The sequence below is a fragment of the Acidovorax sp. FHTAMBA genome (genome assembly GCF_038958875.1).
Lineage (GTDB): Bacteria > Pseudomonadota > Gammaproteobacteria > Burkholderiales > Burkholderiaceae_C > Acidovorax.
In genome coordinates, this window is sequence record NZ_CP152407.1 from 308076 (window position 1) to 323632 (window position 15557).

A 15557-nucleotide genomic window follows, 5' to 3' on the forward strand; every position below is an offset into this window, starting at 1 on the left:
TTCAGTGTCTGCCCCGCATGTATCGCCGCGGTGCATGCGGGATGAGGCTGTGTAAAGTTGTGACAAGAACTTGGTTGCCAGGCCAGCCATTTTTAGAATGAAAATGGCCGTTAGCGCATGATGAATAAGCGCTAACAGCTATCAAAATAGTAGTGAATGGGTTCTCTTGACCGCCATCAAGCCTGTCGTGTGGCTGGGCGGTTGGAGCGGACCACCGACAATGGCGGGCTGGCGTCTGCAGGCTGCAGGTGCCCCACGCTTTCTCCCATTCCCGAACCCCCCGAAAAAGGTTTTCCGTGTTCAAGAACATGATCGTGTACCGCATTGCGCCGCAATGGCAGGTGAAACTGACGCAAGTGGAAGAGGCCCTGGCCAAGGCGCCCTTTCTGGAATGTGGTGCCACGCAGGAAAAGTCGCTCGGCTGGGTGCCGCCGCGCGGTGATGCGCATGGCCCGCTGGCCGAATCGGTGGGCGGGCAGTGGATCCTGCGCTTCATGGTCGAATCCAAAGTGCTGCCCGGCAGCGTGCTGGCGCGCCGCGTGAAGGAAAAGGCCGAGCGCATCGAGCAGGAAACCGGTCGCAAGCCCGGCAAGAAGGAAAGCCGGGAGCTGAAAGACGAGGCCAAGCTCGACCTGCTGCCCATGGCCTTCACCAAGCAGGGCTCGATGTGGGTGTGGATCGACACCGCATCGCGCCTGCTGGTGCTGGACACCTCATCCCAAGGCCGTGCGGATGAAGTGGTGACGCTGCTCGTCGAGTCGCTGCCGGGCCTGTCGGTGTCGCTGATCAACACCCAGACCAGCCCGCAGGCCGCGATGTCGCACTGGCTCAAGGAACAGGAGCCGCCCGTGGGCTTCACGGTGGACCGCGAGTGCGAGCTCAAGAGTGCCAGCGAAGAAAAGGCCGTGGTGCGCTACGCCCGCCACCCGCTCGACATTGAGGAAGTGCAGGCTCACATCGACGCCGGCAAGCTGCCCACCAAGCTGGCGCTGACCTGGGACGACCGCGTGTCGTTCATGCTCACCGAGGGGCTTCAGATCAAGAAGGTGGCGTTTCTCGACACCGTGTTTGAAGGCACCAAGGCCGATGATGGTGGCTTTGACACCGACGTGGCCATTGCCACGGGCGAGCTGGTCAAGCTGATTCCCGACCTGATCGAGGCGCTGGGGGGCGAGGCCGAGAGCGGTGTGGCCAGTGCAGCGCAGGCGGTGGCCGCAGGCGCTGCGCCGCCCTCTGCGCCATCCGCGCCCGCGCGCAAGGCGGGGGGCGGTGGTGTGGTTACCGGTCCGCTCGAGGTGCCGGTAGATTCCGACCCGGAGTCAGCACCTTTCTGACAGCGGGGTGGAACCCGCTGGGGCGGGTGCTTCAGCGGGAGGCTTCTTCGACCATGCCCGCGAGCGTGTGCACATAGGGGTCCGCGATGCCCAGCACACCGAATTGCGCCACCAGCTGATCAAGGTATTCGCGGTTGCTGCCAATGCGGCCGCAGGCACGCGCAATGATGGCGGCGGTCGCTTGCATCGACAGGTCGCCGCAATGGTGCGGGTGGGCGGTGTTGGCCGTCAGCACCACGGCCTGCACTGTGCCCTGGGGGGTGTGCAGTGGCAGCAGTACCGGGCAGTAGCTGCCGTGGATCATTTCGCGGCGCCACAGCAGGCGCGATTCGGTTTCGACCAGCGCAGCGGGTATGCGAAACGCCAGGCCCTCGCACTGCCCGTTGTCACTTTGCAGGGTGAGCACCAGGCCGGGGCAATCGGGCGTGCCGCGGCCAATGGTGGTGCTCAGCGCAAAGCGGCGCGCAAACCCTTGCAGGCTGGCCCTGCGCACCTCGTCAAAATGAAAGCCCGGGTTCCAGACCAGTGAGCCATAGGCAAACACCCACAGGTCCTCGTGCGCTGCCAGACCGGCCAGCACTGCGTGGCGCGAGCGTTCCACATCGCAGTCGGGCAGGCGCCAGTGGGCGGGCAGTCCCTGGCAGCGGGCCTGTGCGTCCCACTCGGCCAGCACCTCGTCGGTCAGGCGCAGGCCCGAGGCGTGGGGCGGCGTCACCCGGCCTTGCAGCTCGGGCAGGTGTACGAAAGGGTTGCTGGTCATGTCATGGCGCCGCTGGTGTCATTACTTTGGCGCCAGGTCGAACACCAGCACCTCGGCTTGCAACCCGTCGTGGAGGGTCAATGCGGACTCCGCCTCCAGCAAGGCGCCATCGCCGCCCGCCAGCGGCACCCCGTTGACCTTGAGCGTGCCCCGGGCCAGGTGCACGTAGGCCAGACGCTCGGGGTGGAGCGTGTGGGTGGCAGCCTCCTCGGTGCCATCGAACAGGCCGGCCCAGACGTTGGCATCGGCATTCATGCTGACTGAGCCCTCCAGCCCCTTGCGCGACGCAATGCGCACCAGACGCCCGCGGCGGTCGGCCGCAGCAAAATGTTTTTGCTCGTAGCTGGGGCGGATGCCGGTGAACAGCGGCTTGATCCAGATCTGCAGGAAGTGTGTGTCCTGGTCTGGCAGTGCATTGAACTCGCTGTGCTGTACGCCCCAGCCCGCGCTCATGCGCTGCACATCGCCGGGCCGCAGGATGCCGGTAGCAGGCGCGTCGCGCTTGTCACTGTCGGGCTCAGCGCCTGCCGGGCCTACAGGCTGGCGCTGGTGCGTTGGCAGATTGTCCTGGTGGGCCAGCGCGCCATCGAGTACATAGCTCACGATCTCCATGTCGCGGTGCCCATGCGTGCCAAAGCCCTTGCCGGGCGCCATGGTGTCGTCGTTGAGTACCAGCAGGTTGCCATGGCCCTGGTGGCGCAGGTCAAAGTAGGCGCCAAACGAAAAGCTGTGAGCGCTGTGCAGCCAGCCTGTGGAGGAGCGGCCCCGCTCGGAGGATGGGCGGACCGTGATCACGGCGGCGGCTCCCGCAGGGGCCTGGGTGCGGCCGCATTGGTTGACCTCGTGGAGCTGACACAGACGTAGACGCGCGCGCAAGACCAAGTCTTCGGCGGGCGGGCGTGGTGGCGAGGTCTCGGGCGCAGTGTTTCAACCATGGACTGAACTTTAAATGGCGGTGAACCATGGATAAACAGGCGATGGATGAACTCACTGTTCTGGTGGTGCAATCAATGATGGGTGGCGCATGGGTGGCCCAGGCCACGGGTTGTTTCTCTGCCCGGCCAACAAAAGTGCATGGAACATGGGGGCCCTCGGGCCCGGCGCCTCACCGCCCCAGCAGCGAGCGCGCCACCAGCTCTTTCATGATCTCCGACGTGCCGCCATAAATGCGCAGCACGCGCGCGTCGGTCCAGAAGCGCGAGATCGGGTATTCGGCCATGTAGCCGTAGCCGCCAAAAAGCTGCAGGCAGGCATCGGCCACGCGGCTGAACAGCTCGGTGGTGTGCAGCTTGAGCGCGCTCACCGCCTCGGGCGTGAGCATGCCTTGCTGGTAGGCGGCCACGCTGGCGTTGAGGAAGGCCTCGGCGGCGGCGATGTCGCTGGCGCACTGCGCCAGCGTGAAGCGCGTGTTCTGGAACTGGCCGATGGGCTGGCCGAAGGCCTGGCGCTCCTGCACGTATTTCAGCGTGGCATCGAGCGCGCCCTTGGCGCCGTGTACCGCCTGCACGCCGATGATGAGGCGCTCGCGCGGCAGCTCGCGCATCATCTGCACGAAGCCCTGGCCTTCCACGCCGCCGAGCAGGGCGTCTGCCGGCACGCGCATGTCGTTGAAGTACAGCTCGGAGGTGTCGCCCGCGTGCTGGCCGATTTTTTCCAGGTTCTGACCGCGCGTGAAGCCGGGCGTGGCTGCATCGACGAGGAACAGGCTCACGCCCTTGGCACCCAGGGCCGGGTCGGTCTTGGCCGCCAGCACCAGCAGGTCGCAGTTCTGGCCGTTGCTGATGAAGATCTTGCTGCCGTTGATGACGTAGTGGTCGCCGTCGCTGTCACTCACCCGTCGCGCGGTGGTGCGGATGGCTTTCAGGTCGCTGCCCGCGCCGGGCTCGGTCATGCCGATGGCGGCGATGGCCTCGCCGCTGGCCATGCGCGGCAGCCAGTACTGGCGCTGCGCCTCGGTGCCGCAGTGCAGCAGGTAGGGCGGGATGATGTCGTTGTGCACCTGCAGCCCGCCGACAAAGCCGCCGTAGCCCCGGCGCGAGAGCACCTCCACCACGGCAAACGAAAACGGCACGCTGGCGCCCGGGCCGCCATAGGCATCGGGCACGTCGGCGCACAGGTAGCCGTTCTCGCCCATCTTGCGCAGCAATTCGCGCGGCACGCGGCCGGCCTTTTCCCAGGTGCGGTAATGGGGTTCGATCTCGGCGTCGCAGAAGCGCTCGAGCGACTCGGTGAAGAGCTGCAGCTCGGCTTTTTCGTCGGCCGTGAGAAAGGTGTTGGGAAGCATGGTGCTATTGAAAGTAGAGCTGTCAGCGCTTGACCATCAAGCGCTGGAGGCCAAAATGACTCAAACCCTTTCAAAGATGGCGGCAATCCCTTGGCCGCCGCCAATGCACATCGTCACCAGCGCGTAGCGCCCGCCCGTGCGGTGCAGCTCGGCAATCGCCTTGGTGGTGATGATGGCGCCGGTGGCGCCTACGGGGTGGCCGAGCGAGATGCCCGAGCCGTTGGGGTTGACCTTGGCCGGGTCCAGGCCCAGCTCCTGCACCACGGCGCAGGCCTGGGCGGCGAAGGCTTCGTTGGCTTCGATCACGTCCATGTCCTGCACCTTCAACCCGGTGCGCTGCAGCACCTTCTGCGTGGCGGGCACGGGGCCGATGCCCATGTAGGCTGGCTCCACGCCGGCGTGCGCGTAGCCCACGAGGCGGGCCAGGGGCTTCACGCCCAGGGCGCTGATGCGGTCGCCCGCCACCAGCACCACGGCGCTGGCGCCGTCGTTGATGCCCGAGGCATTGCCGGCGGTCACCGTGCCGCCGTCTTTCTTGAATGCGGGTTTCATGCCGGCCAGCACGTCGAGCGTGGTGGAGGCGCGCACATGCTCGTCTTCCTGGAACAGCACGGTGCCCTTGCGGGTCTGGATTTCAACCGGAACGATCTGGTCCTTGAAGTAACCGGCGGCGATGGCGGCGGCGGCGCGCTGCTGGCTGGCCAGGGCCAGTTCGTCCTGCATGGCGCGGGAGATTTTGTAGCGCTCGGCCACGTTCTCGGCGGTGATGCCCATGTGCATCTTCTGCCAGGGGTCGTGCAGGATGCCGAGCATGTAGTCGATGCTCTTGGCGTCGCCCATGCGCGCGCCGTAGCGCGCGGCGGTATCGAAGTAGGGGCCCCGGCTCATGGACTCGGACCCGCCGCCCACAGCCACGTCGCAGTCGCCATAGCCAATGGCCTGCGCGGCCGAAATGATGGCCTGCAGGCCCGAGCCGCACAGGCGGTTGACGTTGAAGGCGGGTGTCTCGATGGGGCAGCCCGCGTCGATGGCTGCCACGCGGGAGAGGTATGCGTCCTTGGTGTCGGTGGGGATCACGTTGCCCATGACCACATGGCCCACGGCGTCGGGCGCCAGGCCCGAGCGGGCAATGGCGGCCTTGACGGCGGTGGTGGCGAGCTGGGTGTTGGGCACGTCCTTCAGGGTGCCGCCGAAGGTGCCGATGGCGGTGCGGGCGGTGCTGACGACGAAGACGTCACGGTGGGTCATGGGGAAGGCTCCAAAAGAAAGAAAAAGATTCAACGGCCCTGGAAAGCGGCGGGGCGCTTGGCGTGAAAGGCCTCGATACCCTCGGGCAGGTCGGCACTGCGCGCACAGGCCACGAAGGCCTCGGCCTCGGCGGCCAGTTGCGCAGGCAGGTCGTGGTCGAAAGCGTTGCGCATCAGGCGGCGCATGTGGCCGTAGGCCAGGGTGGGGCCGCCAGCCAGGCGCTGGGCCAGTGCCTGCACGGCGGCATCGAGTTCGGCGGCGGGCACCACGCGGTTGACCAGGCCCAGGCGCTCGGCGTCCTGGGCGGTGTAGGTGTCGCCGAGCATTGCAATCTCCAGCGCGCGGCGCAGTCCCACCAGGCGCGGCAGGGCCCACGAGGCGCCCACATCGCAACTGGTGCCGAGGTTGATGTAGGCCAGGTTGAAGCGCGTACCCTCGGCGGCCAGCACGAAGTCGGCCTGCAGCATGAGCGAGAGGCCTGCGCCGGCGGCCACGCCGTGCACCTGGGCGATGACGGGGGCGTTCAGTTGCGCCAGCAGCGCCACGGCCTCGTTGAGCGGTTCCAGCAAGTCCTTGGCGCCCTGCACGGGGTCGGCACGCAGCGTGGCCAGGTCGCCCCCGGCCATGAAGCCCTTGCCCGCGCCGCACAGCACCACGCAGCGCACGCTGTCGTCCTGGGCCAAGGAGCGCACGGCGTCGCGCAAGGCGGTGGCCATGGGCACGTCGATGGCGTTGAGCGCGCCGGGGCGGTTGAAACGCAGCGTGGCGATGGCGCCGTTGCGCTCCAGCAGCAGGGGCGGTGGCGTGGTCGCGGTCATATTTGCTCCTGAAACAAGAGCTGCCAGCGCTTGCTGGTAAAGCGCTGGAGCCCTGAAAACCTTTAAATTCAGCGGTACAGCGCCTCGATCTCGGCGGCGTAGGTCTTGTAGATGCTGGAGCGCCGCACCTTCATGGTGGCGGTGACTTCGCCGTCGTCGTGGTCCAGTTCCTTGGTGAGCATGTGGAACTTGCGGATCTGCGCCACCTGCGCCAGCTTGGCGTTGCCGGTGGCGATCTCGGCGTCGATGAGCTGGCGCACCTGGGGGGTCTCGACCAGCGAGCGGAAATGCGTGAACGGAATGCGCTGCGCCTCGGCCCATTTGCCCACGGTTTCGTAGTCGAGCATGACCAGCGCGCCGACGAACTTGCGCCCCTCGGCGACGATGACGCACTCCTTGATGTAGGGGCTGGCCTTCATGGTGTTTTCGATCTCGGACGGCGTGAGGTTCTTGCCGCCGGCGGTGATCATGATGTCCTTGAGGCGGTCCACGATCTTGATCTGGCCGTCCACCAGGCGCACCACGTCGCCGGTGTGCAGCCAGCCATCCTGGATGCTTTGCGCCGTGGCCTCGAGGTTCTTGTAGTAGCCCGCGAACACCATCTCGCCCTTGATCTGGAACTCGCCGCCCATGTCGTCGTCGCTGCCCTTGGCGATGCGCCACTCCACGCCACTGGTGGGCACGCCCACGGTGCCGACCTGCACATCGTCGAGCCTGTGGCCGGTGACCATGCCGGTCGATTCGGTCAGGCCATAGACCTCGACCAGCGGCACGCCGAGCACGCGGAAGAAGCGCACCACGTCCGGCGGAATGGGCGCCGCGCCCGTGAGCGCCACTTTCGCCTCGCGCAGACCGATGAAGTTCTGCAGCGCGCGGAACACCAGCCAGTAGCTGGCGGTGAAGGTGAACATGTCGCCGATGCTCCATTGCGCACGGGGCTTTTCGGCCAGCGGCTGGCAGGCGGCGTAGGCCTTGCGGAACAGCGCGCGGCGCAGGCCGCCGGTTTCCTGCAGCTTGATGCTGATGGCGGCGTGCATCTTCTCCCAGATGCGCGGCACGCCCAGGAACATGGTGGGTGCCACCTCGCGCAAATCCTCCTGCACGGTGCGGATGGATTCGCCAAAGTGGACCTGCGAACCTACGTACACGGGCACGAAGGTGGTGAGCATCTGCTCGGCCACGTGGCACAGCGGCAGGTAGGACAGGTGGGTGGTCTCGCGCGAGAGCTGGAGCCGGTCCACGATGCCGGGCACCACGCCGCGGATGTTGCGGTACGAGACCATGGCGCCCTTGGGCTTGCCGGTGGACCCCGAGGTGTAGATCATGAGCCCGATGTCGTCCAGCTGCTGGCGGGCCAGCGCGGCCTCCACGTCCTGCAGCTTGCCGCCTTGCGCACCCAGTTGCTCCACCTCGTCGAAGGGGACGATGAGGCCGCGCACCCCGGGCGCAAAGCTGCGCAGGCCCTTGGTTTCCATGACCACGATCTTCTTCAGGCGCGGCAGATCGTCCAGGGCTTCGAGCACCTTGTCGGTCTGCTCCTGGTCCTCGCAGACGATGATCTCGATGTCGGCATGGCCCACCACGTAGGCCACTTCCGAAGACGGGCTGGTGGGGTACACGCCGACGGTGACGGCGCCCACCAGGCCCGCGCCCATCTGCGTGAGCACCCATTCGATGCGGTTCTCGGAAATCACGCCGACATGGCCGCCATCGGGCAGGCCCAGGGCGCGCAGGCCCAGGCCGAAGTGGCAGGCACGCTCGAAGTACTGCGCCCAGGTGAAGGGCTTCCAGATGCCGAAGTCTTTTTGCCGGATGGCGACACGCTGCGCATCCTGGCGTGCGCGTTTGCGCAGCATCTGGGGCAGGGTGAGTTCGGGGAGATTCAACATATCAATGATCCATTGCGCATCGCGAACCCATAGCCGTCAAAACTGGCGCTGCAAAAGCCAGGGCCGCCGTGCAAGGGCCGCCCCGCCGCACGGGCGGCGTCCCTCTTCCCGCATCGCGCAGCGAGGCGAGAGAAGGGGGAAGGCGCGAAGCGCCACAGGGGGTTGTTCGCGCTCACGACAGCCAACGCTTGCGGCGTTTGTAGTGCTTGATGTCTTTGAAGCTCTTGGCTTCGCCGCCGCCGCCCATGCCGAGATAGAACTCGCGCACGTCGGGGTCGCCCGCCAGGCGGTCGGCCGTTCCGTCGATGACGATCTTGCCGTTCTCCATGATGTAGCCGCTGTGCGCCACGGCCAGGGCCACAGTGGCGTTCTGCTCCACCAGCAACATGCTGGTACCACGCTCGGCGTTGATGCGCGCGATGATGGTGAAGATGTCTTCGACCAGTTTGGGAGAGAGGCCCAGCGAGGGTTCGTCGAGCAGGATGAGCTGCGGCTGGGCGATGAGCGCGCGGCCGATGGCCAGCATCTGCTGTTCGCCGCCCGACAGATAGCCCGCCAGGCCCTTGCGGCGCTCGTGCAGGCGGGGGAAATAGCTATAGACGATGTCGAAGTCGGGTGGTGCCGCGCCCTTGCGGCCCGTGAGCGCGTAGGTGGCGGCGACCAGGTTTTCCTCAACCGTGAGGTCTTCAAAAACCCGGCGCCCTTCCATCACATGCGACAGGCCGCTGCGCACCAGTTGCTGCGGTGCCAGCGCGGCGGTGCTCTGGCCGTTGAAGAGGATGCTGCCGCTCTCCAACTCGCCATCTTCCAGTGCGAGCAGGCCCGACACCGCCTTGAGCGTGGTCGACTTGCCCGCGCCGTTGCTGCCCAGCAGCGCCACGATCTGGCCGCGCGGCACGGCCAGAGACAGGCCACGCAGGGCCTGCACGACCTTGTTGTAGATGACCTCGATGTTGTTGACTTCGAGGACGTTGTCCGTGTTTTGCTGGGTCATGTCAGTGATCCATCGCGTCGGGTACTACCCGCGGCCTACGAAACTGGCGCGGCCCAGGCCAGGGCCGCCGTGCAAGGGCCGCCCCGCCGCACTGGCGGCGTCCCCCTTCCCACGCGCAGCGTGAGAGAAGGGGGAAGCGGCGCAGCCGCTCAGGGGGTTGTTCACAGTTTTATCCAGTCGGAGGCGGCCACCATTTTTTGCGCCTTCATATCTGCGCGATACACGCGGCCCACGGGGATGGAATTGCCCCGGATGGTGATTGGCACGCCGATCAGGCCGCCGGTGTCGAAGTCCTTGATGGAGTTGAGCGCAGCCTTGAGGTTGGCGCCCGTCATCGGCTTGTTGGCGTCGAGGCAGCGCTTGGCCGATTCGAGGAACAGCATGGCGGCGACGAAGCCCTGGATGTAGGCCGTGCTCTGGTATTCCGGGCGCATGGCGCGGATTTTTTCCAGCATGGGCGCTTTGTCGGTGTCGTAGTAGTAGCGGAAGGGCATCACGCCCATGAAGCCGTCGCCGTCCGGGCCCATCTTCATGACGGTGGAGCTGTCCATGGTCCAGAAGGTGCCCATCCATTTGCTGGTCATGCCCTGCTGCTTGCCCTGGGTGATGAACTCGGGGATGGGCGCGAGGATGTAGCCGTGGAAGATGGTGTAGTCGGGCGCGGCACGGCGCAGCTTGATGACCTCGCCCGAGACGTCCACGCTGCCCGGGGGCGTCATGATCTTCACGACCACGTTCAGGCCCAGCTTCTTGGCCTCGGCCTCGCTCTCGTCGATGGGGTCGCGGCCGAACTCGGAGTCGGAATAGACGAAGGCCACCTTGGCACCGGGCTTTTCCTTGGCGATGTGCTTGAGCAGGATGCCGAACATCTCGGTGTAGTCCGGGCCCACCAGGAACTGGTTGGGGTATTTCTGCGGGTTGTTCAGCTCGGTGGCGAACGAGGCGCCGGCCATCAGGATGTTGCCGTTGCGGTCCAGCTCGGGGTTGATGGTCTTGGCGAAGCCCGTGGAGTCGCCGTAGTAGAGGTTGACCTTGTTCTGGCTGGTGATCTTCTTGAACGCGGCCACCGACACATCGACCTTGTAGCCGGTGTCTTCGGGGACGTACCTGACCTTGCGGCCCTTGATGCCGCCCGCGTCGTTGACGATCTTCACGTAGTCCTGGATGCCGGCGTTGATGCCCACGCCCGCGAAGGCGAACACACCCGTCATGGGGATGGAGCCGCCGATGACGATGTCTTCTGCGCCCTGTGCGAGCACGGACAGCGGGTGCATGAGCGAGGCGGCGCCTGCGGCGGCGGCGCCCAGCATCAGGCTGCGGCGCTGGGGGGAAATGCGTTGGTGGGCCATGCTTGTCTCCTTCGGTTGTGATGTGGTGGCAGGAAAAGGGGTGGCTTCAGTTGCGGAAGGGCCACAGGTGGAAGAAGCGGCGGATGCGCCGCCACACCTCGGCCAGGCCGTGCGGCTCGAACACCAGGAAGCCGATGATCAGCAGGCCGAAGATGATGGTGCGCACGGGCGAGAGGAACACCGTGTATTCGGTGCTGTTGGGCAGCAGGTCGAACACCAGCTTGAGCAGCTCGGGCACCATGGTCATGAACACCGCGCCGAGAATGCCGCCGAGGATGCTGCCCATGCCGCCGACGATGATGGCGGCGAGGAAGAAGATGGACATGAGCAGCGGAAAGCTCTCGGGCGTGACCACGCGGAAGAAGTAGGCCCACAGGCCGCCCGCCACGCCGGCGTAGAACGACGACAGGCCGAACGACAGCAGCTTGTAGCGCAGGAGCGGAATGCCCAGCACCTCGGCCGAGATGTCGCGGTCGCGGATGGCGATGAAGGCCCGGCCGATGCGCGTGCGGAACAGGTTGGCCGCGCCCAGCAGCATGAGAATGGTGACGGGCACGATCAGCCAGTAGAGGCGAAACGAGGTGTCGAGCGGCACGCCGAACAGGCTGGCCGGTGGCACGCTCAGGCCGCCCGTGCCGCCGGTGAACTGCAGGTTGGCAAACAGGAAGTGCGCGATGAACGAGGCGGCGATGGTGGCAATCGCCAGGTACAGCCCCTTGACGCGCAGCGAAGGCACGCCCACGACGATGCCGCCGAGCATGGCCACCACGCCGCCCGCCAGGATGTTGAGCAGGAAGGGCGTGCCCACCTTGGCCTGCAGGATGGCCACGGTGTAGGCGCCCAGGCCCATGAAGGCGGCCTGCCCCAGGCTGACCAGCCCGGTGTAGCCCGTGAGGATGTTGAGCCCTGTGGCGCTGGCCACATTGATGCTGACCAGGCAGGCGAGGTAGAGCCAGTAGTCGCTGGCCATGAAGGGGAACAGCACGAGCAGCGCGGCAGCCACGGCCAGCCACGCCTTTTGCGTGCGCGAGTCGAACAGCGCCGCGTCGGCGATGTAGGTTTCCTTGAGGGTTCCGATGCGCATCAGAGTCTCTCTATCTCGTGGGTGCCGAACAGGCCGTAAGGGCGGACCATGAGGATGCCGACCAGCACGATGAAGGTGGCGAGCAGCTTGTATTCGCCACCCAGGTAGGCGCCGGCCAGAGCTTCGACCAGGCCGATGCACAAGCCGCCGATGAGTGCGCCGAGCACGCTGTCGAGCCCGCCGACGATCACCACCACCAGCACCGACAGGCCGAACACGCCCATGCTGGATGAGATGCCGCCGATCGAGCCGACGATGATCCCGGAGATGGCCGCCAGCATGGCGGATGCCACCCAGGACAGCGAAAACACGCGCGGCACGTTGATGCCGACCGAATACGCGGCGGCCTGGTCGCTGGCCGTGGCACGCAAGGCCACGCCGCCGCGCCAGAAGCGGAACACCAGCAGCACGGCGGCGATGAACACCACCGCGATCACGGCGCCCCAGAACACCTTGGGCGCGAGGAAGGCATCGCCCACCATGATGGGTTGCGTGGGCATGAAGTCTGGCAGGCGGCGCTGGTCGGCGCTCCAGATCATCTCGACCAGACCCACCAGCACCGAGGCCAGGCCCACGGTGACCATGAACACCGAGATGGGTGGCTCGCCCAGCAGCGGCCGGATCATGGTGCGCTCGATCACCGCTCCCAGCAGCCCGGTGCCGAGCACCGCAGCCGGAACGGCCATCCACAGCGGCAGCGCCATCATGGAGGAAAAGGTGAAGAACAGGTAGGCGCCGACCATGAGCATTTCGCCAATGGCGATGTTCACCACGCGCGTGGCCTTGTAGACCATCACGAAGGCCAGTGCCGCCAGGGCGTAGAGGCCGCCGCTGGCAATGCCCGTGAGGCTGATTTCAAACAGATAGGCCCAATCCATCATGCGGCTCCTTGCGCGGTGGGGGCGCTGGTGGCCCCGGCCTGCAGCTTGCGGCGAAGATCGCCCACGTCGCCCGAGCCGAGGTAGGCGCGGTTCACTTCGGGGTCTGCCTGCACCACTGCGGGCGTGCCCTGCGCGATGACCTGGCCGAAGTTCAGCACCACCACATGGTCGGACAGGTCCATCACCATGCCCATGTCGTGCTCCACCATCAGCACCGTCACGCCCCATTCGGCGCGCACGTCGAGGATGAAGCGCGCCATGTCTTCGGTCTCTTCGCGGTTCATGCCGGCCACGGGCTCGTCGAGCATCAAAATTTCGGGTTGCATGGCCAGGGCGCGTGCCATCTCGACGCGCTTTTGCAGGCCGTAGGGCAGGGCCGCGACACTGGCGTGGCGGATGTGGTCGATTTCCAGGAAGTCGATGATGCGTTCCTCGATGTCGCGGCGCAGCTCGGCTTCTTCCTTGCGGGCGCGGCCCAGGTAGAACAGCGCATCGAACACATTGGCCTTGAGGTGGGCGTGGCGGCCGAGCTTGATGTTGTCGAGCACCGTCATGCCGCGAAACAGCGCAATGTTCTGAAAACTCCGGCCCAGGCCCATGCGGGCGCGCTGCGGCGCGGGGATGCGCGTGATGTCCTGGCCCTTGAACCGGATGCTGCCTTGTGCGGGCCGGTAGAAGCCCGAGATGGTGTTGAACAACGAGGTCTTGCCGGCGCCGTTGGGCCCGATCACGGCGGTGATGGAGCCCGGCTGCACGGCAAAACCCACATCGGTGAGTGCCTTGACGCCACCAAACGCCAGCGTGACCCCCTCAACCTGGAGCAGGGGCGGTGGCGGTGCAGAAGAAGGGCCGGAACGGTGGGTTTCCATGGGCTTTCAATGCGGGTTTGTTCTGAGCAGAAAATCCAGGCAGACGCTGCCGAAATTTCCTACTTGTGCGTAAACTGTTTACTCACGAGTAGATTCTGGAAGCCACCCCCCGTATTCGGCATCCGTACTTTCCCGAGGAATCTCCATCCATGCCCAACGCCAAAGTGGCAGCACCCCGCAGCGCAGCGCGCAAGCCTTTGTCCAAGCCGACACCCGTGAAGGCACCGGTACCGTCAGACGCTGACGGCGCCGCAGCGTCGCCGTGGGCGCCCGTGTCGCACCGCGAACAGCAGCGCGAGGCCAAGCGCCATGCCGTGCTGCAGGCAGCGGCGCAGCTGTTCAACGAGCGCGGGTTTCACGCCACCTCGCTCGACGACATCGCCGCACGGCTGAACGTGACCAAGCCCACGCTGTACTACTACGTGAAGAACAAGGACGAGATCCTGCTGCAGTGTGTGCGCCAGGGCCTGGACATGATGCTCGCGGGCATCGAGGCCTCGCGCGCTGCGGGCGGCCAGGCCATCGACCAGCTTGTCACCTGCATGCAGGTGTACGCGCGCATCGTCACGCAGGACTTCGGCATGTGCCTGATCCGCGTGGGCGACGAGCAGCTGCCCCCCCAGAGCCGCAAGGAGCTGCGGCGCCTGAAGTCCGCCATCGACCAGGAGTTCCGGCGCCTGGTGGCCCAGGGCGTGGCCGAAGGGTCGCTGCAGCCTTGCGACCCCAAGATGACGGCCTTTGTGATTGCAGGGGCGCTCAGCTGGATCGGCCGCTGGTACCAGCCCGGCGGTGAATACACGCCCGAGCAGGTGGCGCAGCAGTGCATTGCGACGCTGTGTGATGGGGTGCTGCGGCGGCCTGCGGACAACACTGCGCTGGGCGCCGCCGCCGTGCCCACCCCCAAACGCAGGGCGGCGGGCGGCAAAGCCAGGACCGCTGTCCGGCCCAGCGGGGGCTGATGCGCCTCGGCAGGTTGAAATTCAAGCAAAATTGGCATCTAACGCTTGATGGATAAGCGCGAGCAGCTATTTGTTTGATAGCGTTTTGCGCGGTATCTTGTGGTTGTTGTGTTCTGCCTGCCCCGCCGCCAGGTCATCCAATATCGGGCAGTCCGGCCGGTCGTTGCCCTTGCAGCAGGCCACCAGCGTTTGCAGGCTGCGCTGCATGGCCTGCATCTGGGCGATGCGTTCGCTCAGGTCGTCGATGTGCTGCTGGGCGATGCGTTTGACCTGGCTGCTGGCGCGGCTGCGGTCGTGCCACAGGCCCAGCAGCTCGGCGATTTCTTCCATCGAGAAGCCCAGGTCGCGGCTGCGGCGGATGAAGTGCAGGGCGTGCACGTCGGCCTCGGTGTACTGGCGGTAGCCGCTGTCGGTGCGTGCCACACCAGTGATGAGGCCCAGCGATTCATAGTGCCGCACCATGCGCGCCGAGATGCCTGCGCGCCGGGCGGCGACGCCGATGGGCACGGGCCAGGTGGTGGCGCGGGGCTCGGCTGGTTTTCCAGGCGTGGGGGCCGGGGTGGTGCGTGCGTGCTGGGGCGTTGGCATTGTCATGGAGGGCCCTTTGTGGGGAGGGGGCAGTAGTGCGTGTTCGCGTTCATCCATCGCAACCGTTCGGGCTGAGCGTGTCGAAGCCTCGCGCGGCGCTTCGACGGGCTCAGCGTGAACGGGTTGAGATTTTTGAATACATACCCGTATCAGGCGGCTACGGTGTAGCCTTCTTCGGCAATGGCGGCGGCCAGGGCCTCGCGGGGGGCGGTGCTGTCCACGTCCACCTTGCCGCTGGCGCGGTCGATGCGCACCTGGGCGGCAGGGTCTACCTGCTGCACGGCCTGGGTGACGGCGCGCTCGCAGTGGCCGCAGGTCATGCCCTGTACCTGGAAAGTCGTGGTGGTGGTTGCCATGGGGTGTCCTTGGTAAGGTTGTTGAAAGGAAGGCCGTTGCATCGACCGGTTTGAATCATGAAGCTTGACATCGTGGCAGAGTCAAACGCCGTGCAAGACACTCATGATGTGAGGGTTGATCAGAATCAACGCTTGACCTTGCCA

The 15557-nt window shown here is 66.0% G+C and carries 15 protein-coding genes; 2 read left to right on the forward strand and 13 right to left on the reverse strand.

From position 1 onward, the window contains the following. Nucleotides 1–296: 296 nt before the first annotated feature. Nucleotides 297–1334, forward strand: coding sequence for a recombination-associated protein RdgC (locus AAFF19_RS01395; RefSeq protein WP_342721132.1), 1038 nt, complete (start codon nt 297–299; stop codon nt 1332–1334). 31 nt (nt 1335–1365) lie between these two features. On the opposite strand, the gene AAFF19_RS01400 is transcribed toward AAFF19_RS01395, so the two are convergent. The 11 genes from AAFF19_RS01400 to AAFF19_RS01450 all read right to left on the reverse strand — a co-directional run bounded on the left by AAFF19_RS01400 (nt 1366) and on the right by AAFF19_RS01450 (nt 13510). Continuing rightward, nucleotides 1366–2094: a gamma-glutamylcyclotransferase gene (locus AAFF19_RS01400; RefSeq protein ID WP_342721134.1), complete on the reverse strand. Its 729-nt coding sequence runs from the start codon at nt 2092–2094 to the stop codon at nt 1366–1368. Nucleotides 2095–2115: 21 nt separating this feature from the next. Further along, nucleotides 2116–2889 carry a pirin family protein gene (locus tag AAFF19_RS01405; protein WP_342721135.1) on the reverse strand — a complete coding sequence of 258 codons (774 nt, stop codon included), beginning with the start codon at nt 2887–2889 and terminating at the stop codon, nt 2116–2118. Between the two features lie 310 nt (nt 2890–3199). Continuing rightward, complete coding sequence (locus AAFF19_RS01410; RefSeq protein ID WP_342721136.1) at nt 3200–4378, reverse strand: acyl-CoA dehydrogenase family protein; 1179 nt, start codon at nt 4376–4378, stop codon at nt 3200–3202. Between the two features lie 60 nt (nt 4379–4438). Next, on the reverse strand, nt 4439–5626 hold the full coding sequence (locus tag AAFF19_RS01415; RefSeq protein ID WP_342721137.1) for an acetyl-CoA C-acyltransferase family protein: 1188 nt from the start codon (nt 5624–5626) through the stop codon (nt 4439–4441). A 29-nt stretch (nt 5627–5655) separates the two neighbouring features. Further along, a complete protein-coding gene (locus tag AAFF19_RS01420) occupies nt 5656–6444 on the reverse strand; it encodes an enoyl-CoA hydratase-related protein (RefSeq protein WP_342721138.1) in 789 nt (262 codons plus the stop codon). Between the two features lie 68 nt (nt 6445–6512). Next, nucleotides 6513–8333 (reverse strand): long-chain fatty acid--CoA ligase, encoded by a 1821-nt coding sequence (locus AAFF19_RS01425; protein WP_342721139.1) that lies wholly within the window; start codon nt 8331–8333, stop codon nt 6513–6515. A 172-nt stretch (nt 8334–8505) separates the two neighbouring features. After that, nucleotides 8506–9327: an ABC transporter ATP-binding protein gene (locus AAFF19_RS01430; RefSeq protein ID WP_342721140.1), complete on the reverse strand. Its 822-nt coding sequence runs from the start codon at nt 9325–9327 to the stop codon at nt 8506–8508. Between the two features lie 161 nt (nt 9328–9488). Continuing rightward, entirely contained in the window at nt 9489–10637 is a 1149-nt protein-coding gene (locus tag AAFF19_RS01435) for an ABC transporter substrate-binding protein (RefSeq protein ID WP_342721813.1), read from the reverse strand. An 85-nt stretch (nt 10638–10722) separates the two neighbouring features. Then, the gene (locus tag AAFF19_RS01440; protein WP_182119374.1) at nt 10723–11760 is read right to left on the reverse strand and encodes a branched-chain amino acid ABC transporter permease; all 1038 of its coding nucleotides are present in this window, start codon (nt 11758–11760) and stop codon (nt 10723–10725) included. Beyond that, nucleotides 11760–12638 carry a branched-chain amino acid ABC transporter permease gene (locus AAFF19_RS01445; protein ID WP_008904667.1) on the reverse strand — a complete coding sequence of 293 codons (879 nt, stop codon included), beginning with the start codon at nt 12636–12638 and terminating at the stop codon, nt 11760–11762. The genes AAFF19_RS01440 and AAFF19_RS01445 overlap by 1 nt, the downstream gene beginning before the upstream one ends. Then, nucleotides 12638–13510 carry an ABC transporter ATP-binding protein gene (locus AAFF19_RS01450; RefSeq protein WP_182119373.1) on the reverse strand — a complete coding sequence of 291 codons (873 nt, stop codon included), beginning with the start codon at nt 13508–13510 and terminating at the stop codon, nt 12638–12640. Before AAFF19_RS01450 ends, AAFF19_RS01445 begins: the two co-directional genes overlap by 1 nt. Nucleotides 13511–13659: 149 nt before the next feature. Here AAFF19_RS01450 and AAFF19_RS01455 point away from each other — a divergent pair, with 149 nt between their 5' ends. Further along, entirely contained in the window at nt 13660–14469 is an 810-nt protein-coding gene (locus AAFF19_RS01455) for a TetR/AcrR family transcriptional regulator (protein WP_182119372.1), read from the forward strand. Nucleotides 14470–14535: 66 nt separating this feature from the next. On the opposite strand, the gene cueR is transcribed toward AAFF19_RS01455, so the two are convergent. Further along, on the reverse strand, nt 14536–15057 hold the full coding sequence (gene cueR, locus AAFF19_RS01460; RefSeq protein WP_342721814.1) for a Cu(I)-responsive transcriptional regulator: 522 nt from the start codon (nt 15055–15057) through the stop codon (nt 14536–14538). 149 nt (nt 15058–15206) lie between these two features. Beyond that, the gene (locus AAFF19_RS01465) at nt 15207–15413 is read right to left on the reverse strand and encodes a cation transporter (RefSeq protein WP_182119371.1); all 207 of its coding nucleotides are present in this window, start codon (nt 15411–15413) and stop codon (nt 15207–15209) included. Nucleotides 15414–15557: the final 144 nt, after the last annotated feature.